This is a genomic window from Paracoccus aerius (genome assembly GCF_014656455.1).
Classification (GTDB): Bacteria; Pseudomonadota; Alphaproteobacteria; order Rhodobacterales; family Rhodobacteraceae; genus Paracoccus; species Paracoccus aerius.
This window is the reverse complement of record NZ_BNCL01000014.1, coordinates 67,306-83,887: the sequence shown is the minus strand read 5'-3', so window position 1 is coordinate 83,887 and position 16,582 is coordinate 67,306. Positions and strand designations below refer to the sequence as shown.

The 16,582-nt window shown below is 59.1% G+C and carries 17 protein-coding genes, 1 pseudogene and 1 riboswitch; of the genes and pseudogenes, 4 read left to right on the top strand and 14 right to left on the bottom strand.

The window, feature by feature from the left end:
* Positions 1-43: 43 nt before the first annotated feature.
* Positions 44-868, bottom strand: coding sequence for a transporter substrate-binding domain-containing protein (locus IE224_RS15280; RefSeq protein ID WP_191311602.1), 825 nt, complete (start codon positions 866-868; stop codon positions 44-46).
* 207 nt (positions 869-1,075) lie between these two features.
* Between IE224_RS15280 and IE224_RS15275 the strand changes: the two genes are divergently transcribed.
* Positions 1,076-1,948: a LysR substrate-binding domain-containing protein gene (locus IE224_RS15275; RefSeq protein WP_191311600.1), complete on the top strand. Its 873-nt coding sequence runs from the start codon at positions 1,076-1,078 to the stop codon at positions 1,946-1,948.
* Between the two features lie 242 nt (positions 1,949-2,190).
* On the opposite strand, the pseudogene IE224_RS15270 reads toward IE224_RS15275, so the two are convergent.
* The 5 genes and pseudogenes from IE224_RS15270 to IE224_RS21090 form a co-directional block, all read right to left on the bottom strand.
* A pseudogene (locus IE224_RS15270) lies at positions 2,191-3,089 on the bottom strand (ABC transporter substrate-binding protein).
* Positions 3,090-3,175: 86 nt separating this feature from the next.
* Complete coding sequence (locus tag IE224_RS15265) at positions 3,176-3,916, bottom strand: ABC transporter ATP-binding protein (RefSeq protein WP_191311598.1); 741 nt, start codon at positions 3,914-3,916, stop codon at positions 3,176-3,178.
* Positions 3,909-4,661 (bottom strand): ABC transporter permease, encoded by a 753-nt coding sequence (locus tag IE224_RS15260; protein WP_191311596.1) that lies wholly within the window; start codon positions 4,659-4,661, stop codon positions 3,909-3,911. Before IE224_RS15260 ends, IE224_RS15265 begins: the two co-directional genes overlap by 8 nt.
* A gap of 17 nt (positions 4,662-4,678) precedes the next feature.
* The gene (locus IE224_RS21095) at positions 4,679-4,879 is read right to left on the bottom strand and encodes a YkoF family thiamine/hydroxymethylpyrimidine-binding protein (RefSeq protein ID WP_229849405.1); all 201 of its coding nucleotides are present in this window, start codon (positions 4,877-4,879) and stop codon (positions 4,679-4,681) included.
* A gap of 128 nt (positions 4,880-5,007) precedes the next feature.
* Positions 5,008-5,289: a YkoF family thiamine/hydroxymethylpyrimidine-binding protein gene (locus IE224_RS21090; RefSeq protein WP_229849404.1), complete on the bottom strand. Its 282-nt coding sequence runs from the start codon at positions 5,287-5,289 to the stop codon at positions 5,008-5,010.
* A riboswitch (TPP riboswitch) is annotated at positions 5,280-5,387 on the bottom strand. (Overlaps the previous gene by 10 nt.)
* A 270-nt stretch (positions 5,388-5,657) precedes the next feature.
* Between IE224_RS21090 and IE224_RS15250 the strand changes: the two genes are divergently transcribed.
* Together IE224_RS15250 and IE224_RS15245 are read left to right on the top strand one after the other, a co-directional pair.
* On the top strand, positions 5,658-5,852 hold the full coding sequence (locus IE224_RS15250; protein WP_191311594.1) for a DUF1127 domain-containing protein: 195 nt from the start codon (positions 5,658-5,660) through the stop codon (positions 5,850-5,852).
* 823 nt (positions 5,853-6,675) lie between these two features.
* On the top strand, positions 6,676-7,101 hold the full coding sequence (locus IE224_RS15245) for a CYTH domain-containing protein (RefSeq protein ID WP_191311592.1): 426 nt from the start codon (positions 6,676-6,678) through the stop codon (positions 7,099-7,101).
* Positions 7,102-7,446: 345 nt separating this feature from the next.
* Here the strand turns inward: IE224_RS15245 and betB are convergent, their stop codons facing one another.
* From betB to IE224_RS15210, 7 genes are read right to left on the bottom strand one after another with little or no spacing between them, the layout of a single operon-like run.
* Positions 7,447-8,892 (bottom strand): betaine-aldehyde dehydrogenase, encoded by a 1,446-nt coding sequence (gene betB / locus IE224_RS15240; RefSeq protein ID WP_191311590.1) that lies wholly within the window; start codon positions 8,890-8,892, stop codon positions 7,447-7,449.
* Entirely contained in the window at positions 8,889-10,265 is a 1,377-nt protein-coding gene (locus IE224_RS15235) for an FAD-binding oxidoreductase (protein WP_191311588.1), read from the bottom strand. Before IE224_RS15235 ends, betB begins: the two co-directional genes overlap by 4 nt.
* Positions 10,262-11,080: an HpcH/HpaI aldolase family protein gene (locus IE224_RS15230; RefSeq protein ID WP_191311586.1), complete on the bottom strand. Its 819-nt coding sequence runs from the start codon at positions 11,078-11,080 to the stop codon at positions 10,262-10,264. Before IE224_RS15230 ends, IE224_RS15235 begins: the two co-directional genes overlap by 4 nt.
* The gene (locus IE224_RS15225) at positions 11,077-11,895 is read right to left on the bottom strand and encodes an ABC transporter permease subunit (protein ID WP_191311584.1); all 819 of its coding nucleotides are present in this window, start codon (positions 11,893-11,895) and stop codon (positions 11,077-11,079) included. The genes IE224_RS15230 and IE224_RS15225 overlap by 4 nt, the downstream gene beginning before the upstream one ends.
* Positions 11,892-12,623, bottom strand: coding sequence for an ABC transporter permease (locus IE224_RS15220; RefSeq protein WP_191311582.1), 732 nt, complete (start codon positions 12,621-12,623; stop codon positions 11,892-11,894). Before IE224_RS15220 ends, IE224_RS15225 begins: the two co-directional genes overlap by 4 nt.
* 15 nt (positions 12,624-12,638) lie before the next feature.
* Complete coding sequence (locus IE224_RS15215) at positions 12,639-13,415, bottom strand: transporter substrate-binding domain-containing protein (protein ID WP_191311580.1); 777 nt, start codon at positions 13,413-13,415, stop codon at positions 12,639-12,641.
* A gap of 23 nt (positions 13,416-13,438) precedes the next feature.
* Positions 13,439-14,230 (bottom strand): ABC transporter ATP-binding protein, encoded by a 792-nt coding sequence (locus IE224_RS15210; RefSeq protein WP_191311578.1) that lies wholly within the window; start codon positions 14,228-14,230, stop codon positions 13,439-13,441.
* Between the two features lie 105 nt (positions 14,231-14,335).
* On the opposite strand from IE224_RS15210, the gene IE224_RS15205 reads away from it, so the two are divergent.
* A complete protein-coding gene (locus IE224_RS15205; RefSeq protein WP_191311576.1) occupies positions 14,336-15,301 on the top strand; it encodes a LysR substrate-binding domain-containing protein in 966 nt (321 codons plus the stop codon).
* A gap of 3 nt (positions 15,302-15,304) precedes the next feature.
* On the opposite strand, the gene IE224_RS15200 is transcribed toward IE224_RS15205, so the two are convergent.
* Positions 15,305-16,450 carry an alpha-hydroxy acid oxidase gene (locus IE224_RS15200; RefSeq protein WP_191311574.1) on the bottom strand — a complete coding sequence of 382 codons (1,146 nt, stop codon included), beginning with the start codon at positions 16,448-16,450 and terminating at the stop codon, positions 15,305-15,307.
* Positions 16,451-16,582: the final 132 nt, after the last annotated feature.

Sequence of the window (16,582 nt, the reverse complement as noted above, 5' to 3'; positions counted from 1 at the left end):
AGATCTCCCTTCTGGACCGGCGCAGCGCCGGTCCGCGTTCAGGTCAAATGTCGAAACCTTCAGGGAAGTCTTCTTCGGTCACTCCCAGCAGAGCCATGTTGTCAATGATAGCCTTGCGAACGAAGCCGCTTTGTCGCTGCTCCTCGATCCAACCTGTCACAAAGTCTTTCCAAGCCGGATCTTCCTCTCGGCGGAAGCCTGCATTTGACGTGGTGGCATCACCAGGTGAGGGAATCACGACCTTGCCGATATTCTTGTTTTTGGACACCAGCGTCAGTGCAAGGATCAGGACCAGACATTGAGCATCAGCGCGCCCCGCTTGGACCGAAGCCGTGGCATCGCTCTGCGACTTGAGGCGGACAATTTGGGCATCAGGACAATGGCGCGTGACAGCCGAGTCATGCGACGAGCCTGCATCGACAGCAATCCTCGTTTCTGGATTGTTGAAATCCTCCCAGGCTGCCCGTTGTTCGTCCTCGTCAACTACCAGCGAAAAGGCGTTTCGGAAGCAGGGTCCCGAAAAGTCGATCACCTTCTCACGTTCCGGCGTGGGATTAAGTCCGAAAAAAACGTCCAGCTTGTCCGCCTGCAGCTCCAGAACCGAGTTTCCCCAAGTGGTTTCAGTGATCTCGAGATCAACACCAAGATCCCCTGCCAGCTTCTTGCAAATGTCGATGTAGAAGCCACGCCAGGAACCATCAGCCACACTCTTCTGATAGTAAGGCGCGCCATCGGCGACCGCCCCGATGCGAAGAACGCCTGATGTCTTGATACGCTCCAGCGAGCTTTGTGCTTGGGCTGCAGCAGGCAATGCAGCAAGGGCGACACTGCCAGCAAGAAAGGCAGTAAAACTACGACGTGAGATCATTTTGTACTCCTGTTGGCGAGCGTTCCGGCCTGTTTTCAAGCCTTATCATCACTTAGCTGCCGACTCTGAACACTGAAAACTACTCATAGCACTTGAGTAGACAAGATTGGATGCAGAGAAGCAGCTTCTGTATAGCCCCATATTTATTAGCATCAGAATGGAAGCAACCCCTTGATTCCTTATTGCATCATGAGTTTTAATCATAGCATGAAACGTTTCTTGCCCTCCCTTCCTGCCTTGCAGGCTTTTGAAGCTGCTGCACGCCTACTGAATTTCACGAAGGCCGCTGACGAACTCGGCATGACGCAAGGGGGTGTGAGCCGCCATGTGCAAGGCCTTGAGCAGTTTCTTGGAATGCGACTTTTCGAGCGTATAGGTTCCAATCTCGTGCTGTCCGAGATTGGCTCATCGTATTACGAGGACGTGGTGCAGATTCTTGCGCGTCTTGAGGAAGCTTCTATCGATGCTGTTCGTGGCCGCCGAGCTGGTGACGCGTTGATTATCGGCAGTACTCCGACGCTGGCGTCTGCTTGGCTTATTCCTCGGATGCGTGAGTTTGAGCGACGCTTTCCAGATATTCCTTTTGAGCTAATGACTGTCGCCGATACGATCGATCTAGAAACAAGTCCGGTAGATGTAGCAATCATGCGGGGCGCTGGACAATGGCATGGTCGCGCTATCAAACTCTTTGAGGAGGAATTAGCGGTTGTTGCAAGTCCAGAATTGTTGCCTATTGGAGAAACTTTAAGCTTTCTCGACTTTACGCAAATTCCTTCCCTACAGAATGCTAGTCGGCCAAGTCTATGGCTGACATGGTTACGGGTGTCTGGAATTCCGTATAGCGGAACAATCCAAGGCAATCGATTTTCGCATAGCGCCTTGCTCTTGCGGGCGGCCATACAAGGAATGGGTCTAGCAGTCATTCCAAGACATTACTTAACAGCCGAGCTTGACGATGGTTTGCTTCATCTGCCTTTTGGAGGCCCTGTCCGATCGGGCGAGGCAATCTGGATGGTTAATGCCGAGCGAAAGGCCCAAAAGCGTCAACTTCAAGTTTTTCGCGATTGGCTGCGAAAATAGCCTAAGCTAATCTTCATGCAATCAGTTCTGCTCAACTAAAAGGACTGTTTCTCCAATTTTTGACCCGAAAAGTTACGTTTCTTTGCATTGTAGTTTTTATTTGGGCTCAGCTCCCCCTACCAAACTGTAAGGGTGATCGAAAGGCCGTTGTGAGGGCCTACCGGCAATTATCCTAGGTCAGCTTACATAGCTTTTCTGCTAGTTGAACAATTGTTTGGTGCGATAAATAACTATAAAACTCGTCACGATTCCTGCTCTCTCCAGCCCTGGTCGAACCAGCCCGAGACATTCCCCGGCCATTCCAGCGCCTTGCCGCCAGAGTCCTTGAGGACGCCACTTTCGAACAGGAAACGCGCCATGGCTGAAAAGCGCTCCGGGTCGATGCTGCCCACGGGCGTGTCGCCGTGGCGGAGATAACCGCCCTCGGTGATCGCCTTCATCGAGCCGTGGACAAGTTCGAGGTTCGGAAAGTCTCCGGCGGCGATCAGGACCTGCGCAGCTTCATCCGGATGGTCGGCGGCCCATTCGTAGCCCGCCAAGGTCGCGCGCATGAAGCGCCTGACCAGATCCGGGTCTTCGACCAGGGTGTCCGCGCGCGTGCCGATATAGCCTGTCTGCTGGTCCGGAATGCCGTAGTCGGCATAGGTTAATGAGGACTGCTTTCGGCCCTGAAGCGTACTGTTCACGCCCTCCCAGGTCGAGACCTCCAGCGTGAAGTCCACTGCCCCCGAGGCCAGCGCCTCGTAGGCGCCGGTGCCCAGCGTCACGGTGTTCCAAACCGGCTCGCCCCCGTCGTTGCGGATCATCGTGCCGATCAGCGCCTCCTCCCACGCGCTGCCGAAGCCGGCATAGGTTTGCCCGACAGATCGGCGGGCCGGGCAATTTCCGCATTATCGCTGTTAAAGACCAGCCGCCCCGGATCATGCTGCATCGTGGCGCACAGTGCCACCAGCTCGGTCCCACCGGCCCGCGCCGACATGAACCCAAGCGAGGTCATATAGGCGAAATCCGCGGCACCCCCCGCCAGCAGCGCCGCCGAATTGGTGTCGGAATAGGGAAGCAGTTCGACCTCCAGCCCTTCGGCGGCATAGAACCCTTGGTCGCGGGCGACGACCAGGCCGACATGATTGGTGTTCAGCATCCAGTCGAGCGCAACACTGACGCTGGTGTCGGCCCAACCGGGCATGGGGGTTGCAAGGCAAAGGCCAAGCGCAAGCGAGCGGATCGTCATGGGGCGTTCTCCAGCAGCAGGGACTTCAATTTGTCACGCAGGAGCGCAAGAGCGGCCTCGCTGCGTAGCGTGTGGGAAAGGGGCATCGGGATTTCAGCCACGATCCGGCCAGGCGAGCCCGCCATGACCAGGATACGGTTCGCAAGCCCGGTTGCCTCGTGAAGGTCATGGGTGACCATCAGGACGCCGCGCGGTCGGTCGGCAAGCCGGGCAACCAGCCAGTCCTGCATGCGCAGACGCGTTACGGCATCCAGGGCCGAGAAGGGTTCGTCCAGCAGGACATAGCGGCTGTCATGTACGACCGTGCGCAGAAAGGCGGCACGCTGGCGCATCCCACCGGAAAGCTGGTCGGGAAACTGGCCTTCCGTTCCCTCCAGTCCGAAGCTGCGGAACAGCGGGGCAACGCGCTTCAGCGCTTCGGCGCGAGACAGACCCCTGATCTGCAGGCCCAAGGCGGCATTTTGGGCCACCGTTAGCCATGGGAACAGCGCGTCGCTTTGCGGCTGGTAGCTGATCGCGGGACAGGGGCGGGCAATGGCCTGACCATCCAGCATCACCTGCCCTTCGGCCTGCAGTCCCTTCGGCAGGATGCCCGCCAGCCATTTCAGGACCGAGCTCTTGCCGCAGCCAGAGGGACCTATCAGGGCGGTGATCCCCGTGGCTGGCACAGACAGCGACAGGTCACGAACCAGCGTTGTCCCATCTGCACCAATGGTCAGGCCGTGCAGGTCAAGCATAGCGCGCCTTGGGTCCGCGGGCGGTCAGGCGGTCCAGAAGCCGGATAGCGCCCAGCAGGGCCAGCGTCAGCCCGGCAGACACCACCACCGCCGCCAGCACAAGATCGGCGTGAAAGTTGTTCTTGGCTGCAAGAATGTAGATACCCAAGCCGCGCCGTGCCCCGGCGTATTCGGCAAAGATCGTGGCGACGATCGCATAGGTGGCCGAGATCCGCAGACCGGCGAAGAAGCTGGGCCGAGCCGAGGGCAGGACCGCGTGGCGGAAAACGGAAAACCGTCTCGCGCCCATTGATGCAAGAAGATCCGTGAAGTCGGTGGGCGTCTGCTGGTAACCGGACAGCAGGCTCAGCAGCATCGGAAAGAAGGTGACAAGGATAACCAGCAGCACCTTTGGCAACAGGCCGAAGCCGAACCAGAGGATCATCAGCGGCGCCAGCGCAACCAGCGGCACGGTCTGGCTTGCCACAAACAGTGGCATCAGACCCTTTTTGGCCCAAGGCAGGAAATGCAACATGATAGAGACGAGAAAGGCGAAGCCGACCGAAAGCGAGAAGCCCAAGGCCACCACCGCTATGGTGGACAGCGCATGTGCGCCGATGTCGGCCCGATTCGAAACCAACGCCTGCAGCACACCAGAGGGCGCCGGAAGGATCAGCGGCGCTACATCTGCCAGACGGCAATAAATCTCCCAACCCGCCAGAAGGCTGGCGGCCAGAAGCAGGGGCGGCAGAATACGCGGCAGCATGGCCGTGCCCCCGGGGATCAGCGCGTACTTGGGCTGTTCGCCGAGGCTGTCATGTCGATGGTCACATGCCCCTCGGCCGGGCCAAAGCGCAGGAAGGCTTGGCGCAGCGTCTCGAAGACCGCTCCTGCATCGCCTCGCAGCCGGGTGCAGAAGTTCTTGGAGCGCAGGAAGGTGCCAGAGTTCTTGAGGAAGTCAATGCAGCCATAGATCTCGTCCATGTGACGGTCTTGGCCCAGCACATAAAGCGAAAACTGCACATCGATAGCGACGCCCAGGGTCGGCGCAGTCCGAACAGCCTCCTGCGCCTTGGCCTGACGTTCTGACAGGGACAAGCCTTGCGCGCGCGTCAGCGTCTCGCAACGACAGGTCGGATCATCCGGCTCTCCGGGGCACCCCGGGAAAAGGTGACATGCATCGTCACATGGTTCGGCTGGCGTGCGGCGCGGGTGAACAGATCGCGCACGGCATCGAACAGCGGTTCTGGTGCCCCCACCATCAGGGTCGAGATGTCATCCGTCTCGATCCGCAACGTGTCGCGATAGGGATCGAGCGCTCCGAGGCTGGACATGATGACGTCCACGAAATCGGATGTCATGGGATAAAGCGACACTTGGGCGCCAATGAACATGCTTTCCTCGCTCCGCCGGCATTACCCGGATCAGCTGAAAGGGTTCGCGCGAGCTCGCGCATCTCAGCCCCATGAATGGAGCATCCCCGTTGATGTGGGCCGGACCATGGCAACGGGCATGGTCGCTGTCAATGGCGTGACGCCGCCCCGATCAATGCTTTCGCTATCGCTCCGCCCCTAACGGGCGTTATGAAACCTTGTTCCCTTCCGCTGCTTGATGGACAGGGCATAGCCACAGTCTGTTACTTGCATCCTCTGCATATCGGCCTTGCCGATCCGGCGCCTACATTTCCGCAAGTGCACAATCTATATCCTTGATCAGGAAGCGATTGCCCGATGGTCGGGCGCTTTTGAAACTAGGTGATGTCATGTCGACGATGGAAATGAACCGCAGTGTTGCTGTTGGTGGTGTTGGCAATGTCGTCGCGAACGTCTTCTCGATGCTTTCGGCGTGGAACGATGCCCGCGTGACCCGTCGCGAACTGAACCGCCTGTCGGATCGCGAGCTCAACGATATCGGTCTGTGCCGCGGTGACATCGAGCGGATTGCTCGCGGCCTCTGAGCCAAGCTATCCCGGTTAAGACGAACGAACCCCCAATGCGGATGCAGAGGGGGTTTTTTCTTGTGTTGATCTGCTTGGCATCGAAGGAAGTGCGGTCTCGCTCAGGCGCAAGCACAGATGGATCTTGATCCGGCGGCATAACGATCCGCAGAGATTGTGGATAAATCCTGACGTCAAACAGGCTCTTCTCTCGGCTGAAATGAAGGCGGCGGCGCCCAGGGAGGAGGAGGGGCGCCGCCGCATAACGCTGGCCCAGGGAGGAGGGAGGGCCGCGTAAAGGTGCGGCAAGGCCATGGGAGGAGGAGAGGCCGTTGCCGCCAACGTCCGAACCATTGGGAGGAGGAGAGGTCCGTCGTATCAAGGTGCCGCAAATGGGGCGGCTATGTTCCGTGTCCGTCTGCGCCCGTCCGGAGGGGGTCGCGTTTCGGACAACTCCAAGATGGCTCTATTGCTGCGCCTGCACAATCAACGATTGCAGATTGCTGCTATGCAGCAAATGCATGCTGGACGCCCAGTTCGCCTGCTTTGGGCTGCAGCTGCATGACACCGAGGTGACGGCATCTTGCCGTTGGAGCTTACGCAGTGATGCAAAAACAGGCGGTCCCTGCCTCTCCCCCGCCATCATGCTGGCGGTTGTGGCAAGTGCTTGATGATCATGGCCCGCTGCCTTTGCTCGCAGCAATTGCTTTAAAAGAGACCGGACATGGTCCTCGGCGCGAAGCTGCCCCTAGGGAAGTGAGAAAAGCCCTCTCCCCGTGTTTGTTATTGCTTTGGCTCCCCTGCCCCGCTAGTCGCGCCCGTGTTGACGTTGAAGCGGGGCTGCATGGCCGTTGAGATTGAGCGCAAGTTCCTCGTGGCGTCTGGCGACTGGCAAGCGGGTGCTGTTCGGTCCGTCCGGCTCCGAGACGGGCTGATTGCCTCTTCAGACCGAGGCAAGGTGCGTGTGCGCATCACCGACGACAAGGCCACACTGGCCATCAAGGGTGCCCGCACCGGACTATCCCGTGAAGAATACGAGTACGAGATCCCTTTTGAGGATGCTGTTGCTCTTCTCGATCGGCATTGCGCCGGAGCCGTTCTGGAAAAGACTCGGTTCTTTGCCCCTTGTGGCGATCTTGTCTGGGAAGTGGACGTCTACTCCGGCATCCTGTCCGGCGTGGTCATCGCCGAGATCGAACTTCCGGCGGAGGAAACTGAATTCGACCGCCCATCCTGGGTGGGGGCCGAAGTCACCGGACGATTGCAGTAAATAAATGATTCATAAACGGGTTCTCTGCTGTTTTGAGATCAGTAGCGCGACTAACCTTCAAACGGAAGCAAGGCTTTGCAGGGCGCGGGCATGGCAATGGCTTTGAGCGAGCCGATCTGATCAAACATCAGAAAGATGGACGGGCATCTCAATCCATCATGTTATCGATTGGCTACTGCTGATCCCACCTGCAGGGAGCGCTCATCACCCGGAACCCCAACTTCTTCTCGTCGCCTCAATGTCGCCGAGGCGCAAGAGCAAGGGTATCCATGTGCATCCTTGCTTCCGCATAGAACGCGTCGCAAGCACCCTCGTCGTCAAGAATGTGCTATTGCTCTCCGCACCTCAATAAGGTGCATCAACGCTCCCCATGCCAACATAGACTGACTTCAATTGAGAATAATGATCGATCGCGGCTGCGGAGTTCTCCCGCCCTACTCCCGATAGCTTGCTGCCGCCGAAAGGTGCTTCGACAGGCGTCTGGTTATAGGCGTTGATCCAGGTCGTACCCACCTGCAAAGCCGCCACGACTCGATGGGCTCGGGCGAGATCAGCGGTAAAGACCCCTGCCGCCAAACCGTAAGGGGTAGCATTGGCACGAGCCAAAACCTCGTCCTCGGCAGTAAAGGACAGCACTGTCATCACCGGCCCGAAGATTTCCTCGCGTGCAATAAACATATCGTCTGTGGCATCAGCAAAGACCGTCGGCGGCACGAACGACCCTTCGCCCACGCCGCCGCAGACGAGCTGCGCGCCTTCTGCTTGACCCCGTTCAATAGCGGCACGGATCTTGCTGACCTGCGCCGGGCTGACAATGGGACCATGCTGCGTCGCTTCGTCGAGTGGGTCGCCCATTTTGACGTGCGTTAGTCGTGCGGAAAGCCGCTCGAGGAAACGAGGCAGAATGCCCTGCTGGACAAAGACCCGAGTGCCATTGGAGCAGACCTGCCCCGAGGAATAGAAATTTCCGAGGATTGCAGCGCCAACGGCATCCTCAAGCCTGGCATCGTCAAAGATAATCAATGGCGACTTGCCGCCCAGTTCCATGGTGACGTGCCGCATGCCCTCGGCGGCTGCAGCATAGACCTTTTGCCCCGTCGCAACCGATCCCGTCAGCGACACCTTGGCCACACGCGGATCGGTGACCAGCGCTGCTCCTACCGCGCCACGGCCCTGCACGACGTTGAAGATGCCGGCCGGAAGTCCGGCCTCGGTGAATATCTCGGCCAACTTCAGTGCACCCAGCGGCGTTTCCTCGCTGGGTTTGAAGACCATGGCATTGCCCATGATCAATGCGGGTGCCGCCTTCCAGCAGGCGATCTGACTGGGATAGTTCCACGCGCCGATGCCCGCGCAGACGCCAAGGGCTTCGCGGATCGTATAAACGAAATCGCCTCCCAGAGGGATCGTCTGGCCGGTGATCGTCGCCGCAAGACCCGCGAAGTATTCCAGTGCATCCGCGCCTGACGGCCAATCAGCCACCCGCGTCTCCTGAATGGGCTTGCCCGTGTCCAACGTCTCCAGACGCGCCAACTCCTCACCACGATCGCGGATGATCATGGCCGCACGCAGCAGGATGCGCCCTCGTTCTACCGGGCGCAACGCGGCCCATGCAGGCTGCGCACTGGCAGCAGTGGCAGTCGCAATGGCCACCTGCTCAAGGCTGGCCTCATGCAGAGTGGCGATCACCTCACCGGTATAAGGGTAATGCACCGCCAGCATTGCGCCCTGCCCCTCGACCGGACGGCCGCCGATATAAAGACTGGCCGCGGGCTGAACGAGATGGCTCATTGGAGGATTTTCCCGGGGTTCAGGGTATTTTTTGGATCTAGCGCCTTCTTCAACAGCCGCATGGTTGCGATTTCCTCAGGAGAACGGGAATAGCCGAGGTAATCGCGCTTGTTGAGGCCGATCCCATGTTCGGCCGAGATCGAGCCGCCGTGCTTCGCGATCAACCCGTAGACCAAGGCCTTGAGATCATCCGAGCGTTCCGGCGTAGGCAATCCCGTTGTGACGTGCAGGTTCCCGTCGCCCAGATGGCCAAGGATATGCAGGCCCAGGAACTCTGGGATATGCGTGTTCAAGGCTTCATCCACTTCGCGGGAGAAGGCGTCCATCGCGGACAGGGGGAGCGATATGTCAAAGTCGATCATGACCCTGAACAGTTCCTGTTCCGCTTCGAAGTCTTCGCGGATGCGCCAGAGTTCATCTCGCTGTCGTGCGGACTGGGCGATCACCGCATCCTTGACGTCGCCAGCGTCCAGGGCCTGCATGATCACTGCTTCGAAGCGAGCATCGTCCATATCGGGAGCGAAACCCTCCGCCTCGCACAGGACATAGAACGGGCAGCTTTCCGAGAGAGGGCTGCGCCCACCGCAGAGTGCGTCAACGTTGAACTCGAAGAACTCCCGCCACATGATCTCGAAGCTTGAGAGCGTGCCCTGCAGATCGCGCCGCAGTCGCGATAAGGTGCGGGTCACCGCGTCGAAGTCCGTGAAAGACAACAGCGCCGTATTCGCCGTGACCGGCGCGGGATGCAGACGCAAGATGGCGCGGGTGATCACGCCCAACGTGCCCTCTGAGCCGATAAAGAGATGCTTAAGGTCGTAACCCGTATTGTCCTTGGCGTAGGGCGTCAGGTGCGACAGCACGGTGCCGTCAGCGAGCACCACCTCAAGTCCTCGCACCTGATCGCGTGCCACGCCATAACGCAGCGCCTGAAAGCCGCCCGCGTTGGTTGAAAGCGCACCGCCGAGCGTTGCACTGCCGCGTGCCCCAAAGTCCAGCCCGAAGCGCAAGCCTGCGGCGTGACAGCTTTCCTGCAACGCCTGCAAGACCACGCCGGAACCCGCCTGCACCGTCATCGCGCCAAGATCGGGGGCATCGAACTGGTTCAGGCGTTCGGTCGAAAGAAGGACCGCTTCAGGTGAAGCGGCTGTTCCTTGTATCAGGTTGGTGCGCCCGCCCTCGGGCACGACGGGAGAACCATTGCGGTTGCACCACGCCAGAACGGCCGAGACTTCTTCTACCGACGCCGGCCGGACCAGAGCCAGCGCGCGTGTGGGAACGTTGTTCCAGAAGTCCTGCGGACGCTCGCGCAGGGCTTCGGCCTCAATCAGGTGCCGGGAGCCGACGATATCTGCCAGCGATGTCAGTGCATTCATGCCATCACCGGGCTCAGGTGCGTCGACAGTTCGCGAGTCAAATCGCGTCCACTGGTCTGGATGAATCCCGCGTCCGATCCGATGGTGAACAGCGTAAAACCCATTGCGACCAGTTCGGGCAAGTCGGAAGGTGAGTTCACGTCGATCCCTGCCACCTTGCCTTGATCGCGTGCAGCCTTTGCCACCCGACACAAGGCAGAACGCATCTCTTCGCCTCGCTCTCCGATCGGCAATCGGAGCGAACTGGCAAGGTCGGCCGGGCCGACATAGAGCGCTTCGAATCCTGGGACGGCAGCAATGCGCTCGACATTCTCCAGCCCCGTTGCGCTTTCAATCTGCAAGATCAGCGTTGTCGCGTCGTTTGCCTTCGCCGTATAGTCTAGGAAATCGTCGTAATAGCCCGATGCCCGCCATGGCCCGATACCACGGCATCCAAGCGGGGCGTATCGGCAAACATCTATCACCGCTTGCGCTGCCTCGGCGGTGTCAATCATCGGAACCATGATCCCCGACACACCTGCATCCAGCGCAGCCTTCATCTCGCCCGCGGAATGCGACCGAGGGCGGAAGATTGTGGGTGCATCATGCAGTTCGGTGGCCGGCAGCAATGTGCAAAGATCGGTTGTGTCCATGGATGAATGTTCGCTGTCCAGCAGCAGGAAGCCGAAGTCCAGGCGGGCCATTAGCTCGATCACGCTGGGGTGGGGAACCGTGCACCAGGCGCCGGCTATGACCTCCTGGCGAAGCAGGCGCGCTCGCAGCATCATTGCCAGGGAAAGGCTCTTGTTCGTGGAAAGGAACGGCTCGACGCTCAACGCGGGCTCCTCATGTAACGAGTGGTGGAGAATGCTGCAAAAGCCCGTTGGATCAGCAAGGCAAACAGCACATAGATAACCGAAATGAGGATCAGCGGTTCATAGGTCAGGTAGGTCGCTTGCCGCACCTGTGCTGCGACCGAATACACATCCATGACGGTGATCGTCGCAACCAGAGGCGTCGCCTTCAGTTGCAGGATCGTTTCGCCAACCAGCGTCGGCAGCGCCCGGTTGAAGGCTTGCGGCAACCAGATACGGCGAAAGATATGCCAGCGGGACATGCCGAAGGACTGGGCGGCTTCCAGCTGGCCTTTGGCCACCCCTGCGAAGGCCCCTCGAAAAACCTCACCCTCGTAAGCGGCATAGGATACCGTCAGGGCAATCACAGCATAGGGCCATGCCTGCCGCAACAGCGGCCAAAGCGCCGAGTCCCTGATTTCAGGATTTGCGGCAAAGACAGAGCCCAGGCCATAGTAAAGCAACCAGAGCTGCAACAGCAGCGGCGTGCCGCGGATGATGCTGCAGAATGTCCGGGCCGGAACGCTCAACCAACGCGGACCGACCACCTGGACAAAACCCAGGGGGATTGCAGCAGCCAGCCCTAGCGCCGTCGTCACGACCAGCAGCAGTAGTGTTGCAAGCAGGCCCCAGAGCAGCTTGGGATAATAATCAAGCAGCCAATCCCACCGCATCGTCGTCGCAGCATAAACTGCAAAGGCTCCGAGGATAATCCAGCCCCAGCGGCCCAGTGCCGGCGCCTTGGTTGGCGCGAGAACGGAAACAGGTTGCAGGGCCGGTTTTGCGGCGTCGGTCATGCGCGAATATCCTGTGGCAATCCGCGCCGCGCCCAGACCTCAAGCCGGCGCGAGACGACATTGGAAATCAGCGACGCGATCAGATAAAGGCAGCCCGCGGCCAGGAAGAACGTGAAGTATTCCTTGGTCGATCCTGCCGCCTGTCGCGTTACCTGGGTCAGTTCGCCAAAGCCCAGCACGGCCAGAAGTGCGGTATCCTTCATGGCGATCAGCCAAAGGTTGGAAAGTCCCGGCAACGCAGCAGGCAGCATGGCAGGCAGCGTAATGCGCCGCAGCACTGCAGCGCCTGTCATGCCAAAGGCACGCCCTGCCTCGATCTGGCCCACGGGAACGGACAGGATCGCTCCGCGGATCACTTCGGTTGAATAGGCACCCTGAACAAATCCGAGGACGAAAACACCTGCAGCAGCGCCGTTGATCTCGACGTAGGAGTAGCCCAGCAGTCCAGCGACCGCATTCACCAGATCGGCACCGACGAAGTAGACAATCAAGATCAGCACAAGCTCGGGCACGGAGCGCACGATGGTCGTGTAAAGTTCGAGCAGCTGTTTGACGATGGCGTTGCCGTAGAGCTTGCCGACACTGGCAAAGATGCCGATTACCAGCCCCAGGGCAAAAGCGCCGAAGGCAATGGTCAGGGAACGATACAGCCCGATCAGCAGCGCCTCTCCCCAACCCTCGTTGAGGAGAAGCTCCAGATTCAGGCCCAGGATGTTCAGGGAAGACATCGTGGACAGCTTACCTCACTGCGCATCGCCATAGATGTCATGGTCGAAGTATTTCGCCGTGATCGTGTCGTAAGTGCCATTCTCGCGCAGAGCCGCAATCGCTGAGTTCAGGCGTTCCTTGACTTCGGTTTCATCTTTGCGAAGTCCTGCGCCGTAACCCTCTCCCAGCGTCTCGACATCACGAGGCAGCACGCCCTTGGACTCGCAGCAGGCGCCCGCCGAGGTCTTGAGGAACTCGTTCATGGCGATGCTGCCATCCAGAACCACGTCGATGCGGCCGGCCGCAAGGTCCTGGTAGGCCTCGTCCTGCGAAGCATAGCCGCGGATCTCGGCAGCGTCCGAAGCATAGTTCTTCTGCGCATAAGTCTGATATCCGGTGGAAACCTGGACGCCGATGATCTTGCCGGCCATATCGGAAGGCTCGATACCCAGATCAGCCTCCTTGGCAGCGACGACTTCAGTCACAACCTCATAATACTTGTCCGAAAAGTCGATGACCTTGCGCCGTTCGTCGTTGATCCTCAGCGAGTTCAGGATCACATCGATCTTTCCGCCGAGCAGCGCTGGAATGATGCCCTCCCAGGCGACTGGAACCAGTTCGCAGTCGTATTTTGCCTCCGCGCACAAGGCATCGATGAACTCAGGCTCCCATCCCGTCCATTCGCCGCCGGGCGAGGGTACCCAGAAGGGCGGATAGGCTTCGGGCGAGAAGCCGACCTTTAGCGTTTCAGCCTGGGCATTTGCGCCAAACAGCGTTGCCGCCAGCGACAGCGCAGCAATCATCGTTTTCATTCTTCACTCCCTTATGGTTGCTATTATTGGAAATTGCCGAGGAACCGTGCCAGCCGTTCAGATTGGGGGTTGCCAAAAAGCTCGGCAGGCGCCCCTTGCTCCTCAATCCTGCCGTTGTGCAGGAACACGACCTTGCTGGCGACCTCGCGCGCGAAAGCCATCTCGTGGGTCACCAGCACCATGGTGCGCCCCTCTTCTGCAAGCGCTGTGATCACCTTCAACACTTCGCCCACAAGTTCCGGATCGAGCGCAGAAGTCGGTTCGTCGAACAACATTGCATAGGGATTCACAGCCAACGCCCGCGCTATGGCGGCGCGCTGCTGCTGCCCGCCTGACAGGAAGGAAGGATACTCGTGGATCTTGTGACCGAGGCCGACGCGGTTCAGCAGATCCTCGGCCTGCAAGACTGCCTCCTTGCGCTCTAAGCCCAGAACACGGACCGGCGCCTCGATGACATTCTCCAGCAATGTCATATGGGTCCAAAGGTTGAAGCTTTGGAACACCATTGCCAGCCGACTACGGATACGCCGGATTTGCGCGCCCGAACTCGGGGCGAGATTGCCGTGCCCATCCGGCTTCAAGGAAATATCTTCACCATTGATACGGACAGTGCCCGCTGACGGATGTTCCAGAAAGTTGAGACAGCGCAAGAAGGTGGATTTTCCTGATCCGCTGCCGCCAATGATCGCGACGACATCCCCTTGAAGTGCTGTAAGATCGATCCCCTTGAGGACTTCGTGTGATCCGAAGGACTTGCGGATGCCTTCGACATGCAGCGCTTCAGGCGACGCGACCGCGTCGGAGCTCAAGCTCATTCCCTGTCATTCCTGTTATAATTTAGGTTTCCCTTGAGGGCAGACTATCTGTAGCTTTTGCGCCTATGAACGCTAAAAAATCTTGTATTACGACAAAACTGGCTCATGCGTAAGCTGCGCCGCTACATCCCCTCGGGTAACCTGCTTTACGTCTTTGACGCGGCAGCGCGTCTTGAGAGCTTCACCAAGGCGGCCGAGGAACTCAACGTCACGCCTGCCGCCGTGAGCCACGCCATCAGGCAGTTGGAGCAAGGTCTGGGCCTGCCGCTGTTTCATCGCCGGCACCGTCAGTTGATCCTGAATTCCGAGGGCTTGAAGCTCCGCGACAGCATCACCTCTGGCTTGAACCATGTCGAGGACACGGTCGAGGAGTTGCGCGCCTCTTTGACCTCGACTGTCATCAAGGTCTATGCGCCGATCGCCGCCGGAAGTTACTGGTTCCTGCCGCGCTTGAACCAGTATCCGGACGAGACGACCCGGATCGAGATGCAGCTCTATAATTCCGATCGCAATCTCCAGTTGCCCGCTGATGGGGCGTCGTTTGCCATCACTAATGGGCGCGTGGACTGGTCCGGTCACGAAACGCGCAAGTTTGCCCGAGAGATCATCACCCCTGTCTGCAGTCCCTCCTATCTCGAGAAGCATGGTCCCATTCGCTTGGCCCAGGATTTGCTGGGCCATCCGCTTCTTCACCTCGACGCGAACTATCACGAAGGCATCGTCTGGAATGATTTCTTGGGCTTTTTCGGCGTCGAGCCTGGCTCAGGGCAGACGGGCGTGACCTACAACAACTATATCCTGGTCATGCAGGCGGCTCTGACTGGAGCAGGTATTGCGCTCGGCTGGCAGCATTCGACCGATGAGTTGATAAAATCCGGGTCGCTTGTGCGCGCCCTGGATGTGGCGGTGGATTCAGGGGAGCACTTCTGGGTCGTGCATCGGAGCGAGCGCGATCTTTCTCCGAGAGCGAAGGCGGTCCGAGATTGGTTCATCGCGATGCGTCAGGCAGAAGACGCAGCCTTGGACAGCGATACGACACGTCATCTGAAAGCAAGTCGCCACATCACATGACGCCTACCGGGCAAGGACAAAGCGCTGCAAATCGGTGCTCTCTAGTGAAAGGCAGCCGATCTGGCCCATGATCGCGTCGAGCTCGTCCCGAAGGATCTCCAGTGCTCGGTCTGCTCCTTTTTCGCCGCCGGCCACTGCACCGTAGAGAGGGGCTCGTCCCGCGAAGACGAAATCCGCGCCAAGACACAGGGCTGCCAGTACATCCGTGCCACGGCGAATGCCGCCATCGATCATCAGCGGAAACTTTGCACCCACCGCATCACGCAAAAGCGGGATCAGGTCTGGAATTGCAGCAAGTCGGTCACTTTGCCTACCGCCATGGTTCGAAGCGATGATGCCGTCCGCACCCAATTCTACGGCAATGGCCGCATCTTCAGGATGGGATACGCCCTTTACCACCAGCTTGCGCGGCCACAGGTCACGAAACAGCTTCAGATGGTCCCACGTCTGGACGCAATAGGAATGCGTATTGGCAAACTGTGCAACCTGCATGGCATTCGCGCCTGAAGGAGCGTATGGCCTCCAGTTCTCCATGACGGGCATCCCACCATTGGCAAGGTAGCGTACTGCCCATGCGGGATGCATCATGCCATCGAGCAGAAGCCTTGGCGTCAGTGCCAACGGAATTGCAAAGCCGTTCCGAAGGTCCCGCTCACGCCGCGCTGCCACTGGGATATCGATGGTAATGACCAGCGCTGCACATCCGGCGCGATCGGCGCGACGGATCATGTCTGTCGTAATCTGCGGGTCGGCCGCGCCATAGAGTTGGTACCAGGCATGTTCTGGAGCCGCCTCCATGACCGTCTCGATTGAGTCGACACTTGTTCCGGACAGGATGAAGGGAAGATTGGCCCGCTTGGCTGCTCCCGCAAGGATTGTATCGGCTCGGGGTCGAAACACGCCCGCGTAACCCGTGGGGGCAATCCCGAAAGGACTGTCATAGGTTCGGCCAAACAGAGTCTTGCTCTGGCTGCGCTGTGTAACATCGATCATGTAGCGCGGCAGGAAACGCACGCGCGAAATAGCATCCTCGTTGTCCCTCAAAGCAGCTTCGTCACCGGCGCCCCCCTCGATCCAGTCGAACAAAATTCTCGGCAAATGCTTCTTGGCTCGGTGCCGCAAGTCGTCGACGGTAATGATGGATTTCATGATGGCTCTTCAGTTTGGAGCCAGCACCCTACAACTGTCGCTTTAGATCGGCGCGCGTAAAAAACTCACACTTGCCTGAGGTGGATTTGTCAGAACCCTGCTTCTGCTTCTGCTTCTGCTTCTGCTATTGCG

What these genes read in the sequence shown, in the direction of transcription:
- IE224_RS15215 (WP_191311580.1), bottom strand. Translation starts at nt 13,415, where the DNA reads ATGAAAACGATGATTGCTGCGCTGTCGCTGGCGGCAACGCTGTTTGGC.
- IE224_RS15235 (WP_191311588.1), bottom strand. Translation starts at nt 10,265, where the DNA reads ATGAATGCACTGACATCGCTGGCAGATATCGTCGGCTCCCGGCACCTG.
- IE224_RS15210 (WP_191311578.1), bottom strand. Translation starts at nt 14,230, where the DNA reads ATGAGCTTGAGCTCCGACGCGGTCGCGTCGCCTGAAGCGCTGCATGTC.
- IE224_RS15245 (WP_191311592.1), top strand. Translation starts at nt 6,676, where the DNA reads ATGGCCGTTGAGATTGAGCGCAAGTTCCTCGTGGCGTCTGGCGACTGG.
- IE224_RS15265 (WP_191311598.1), bottom strand. Translation starts at nt 3,916, where the DNA reads ATGCTTGACCTGCACGGCCTGACCATTGGTGCAGATGGGACAACGCTG.
- IE224_RS15225 (WP_191311584.1), bottom strand. Translation starts at nt 11,895, where the DNA reads ATGACCGACGCCGCAAAACCGGCCCTGCAACCTGTTTCCGTTCTCGCG.
- IE224_RS15280 (WP_191311602.1), bottom strand. Translation starts at nt 868, where the DNA reads ATGATCTCACGTCGTAGTTTTACTGCCTTTCTTGCTGGCAGTGTCGCC.
- IE224_RS15205 (WP_191311576.1), top strand. Translation starts at nt 14,336, where the DNA reads ATGCGTAAGCTGCGCCGCTACATCCCCTCGGGTAACCTGCTTTACGTC.
- IE224_RS15275 (WP_191311600.1), top strand. Translation starts at nt 1,076, where the DNA reads ATGAAACGTTTCTTGCCCTCCCTTCCTGCCTTGCAGGCTTTTGAAGCT.
- IE224_RS15260 (WP_191311596.1), bottom strand. Translation starts at nt 4,661, where the DNA reads ATGCTGCCGCGTATTCTGCCGCCCCTGCTTCTGGCCGCCAGCCTTCTG.
- IE224_RS15220 (WP_191311582.1), bottom strand. Translation starts at nt 12,623, where the DNA reads ATGTCTTCCCTGAACATCCTGGGCCTGAATCTGGAGCTTCTCCTCAAC.
- IE224_RS21095 (WP_229849405.1), bottom strand. Translation starts at nt 4,879, where the DNA reads ATGGACGAGATCTATGGCTGCATTGACTTCCTCAAGAACTCTGGCACC.
- IE224_RS15200 (WP_191311574.1), bottom strand. Translation starts at nt 16,450, where the DNA reads ATGAAATCCATCATTACCGTCGACGACTTGCGGCACCGAGCCAAGAAG.
- IE224_RS15250 (WP_191311594.1), top strand. Translation starts at nt 5,658, where the DNA reads ATGTCGACGATGGAAATGAACCGCAGTGTTGCTGTTGGTGGTGTTGGC.
- IE224_RS21090 (WP_229849404.1), bottom strand. Translation starts at nt 5,289, where the DNA reads ATGTTCATTGGCGCCCAAGTGTCGCTTTATCCCATGACATCCGATTTC.
- betB (WP_191311590.1), bottom strand. Translation starts at nt 8,892, where the DNA reads ATGAGCCATCTCGTTCAGCCCGCGGCCAGTCTTTATATCGGCGGCCGT.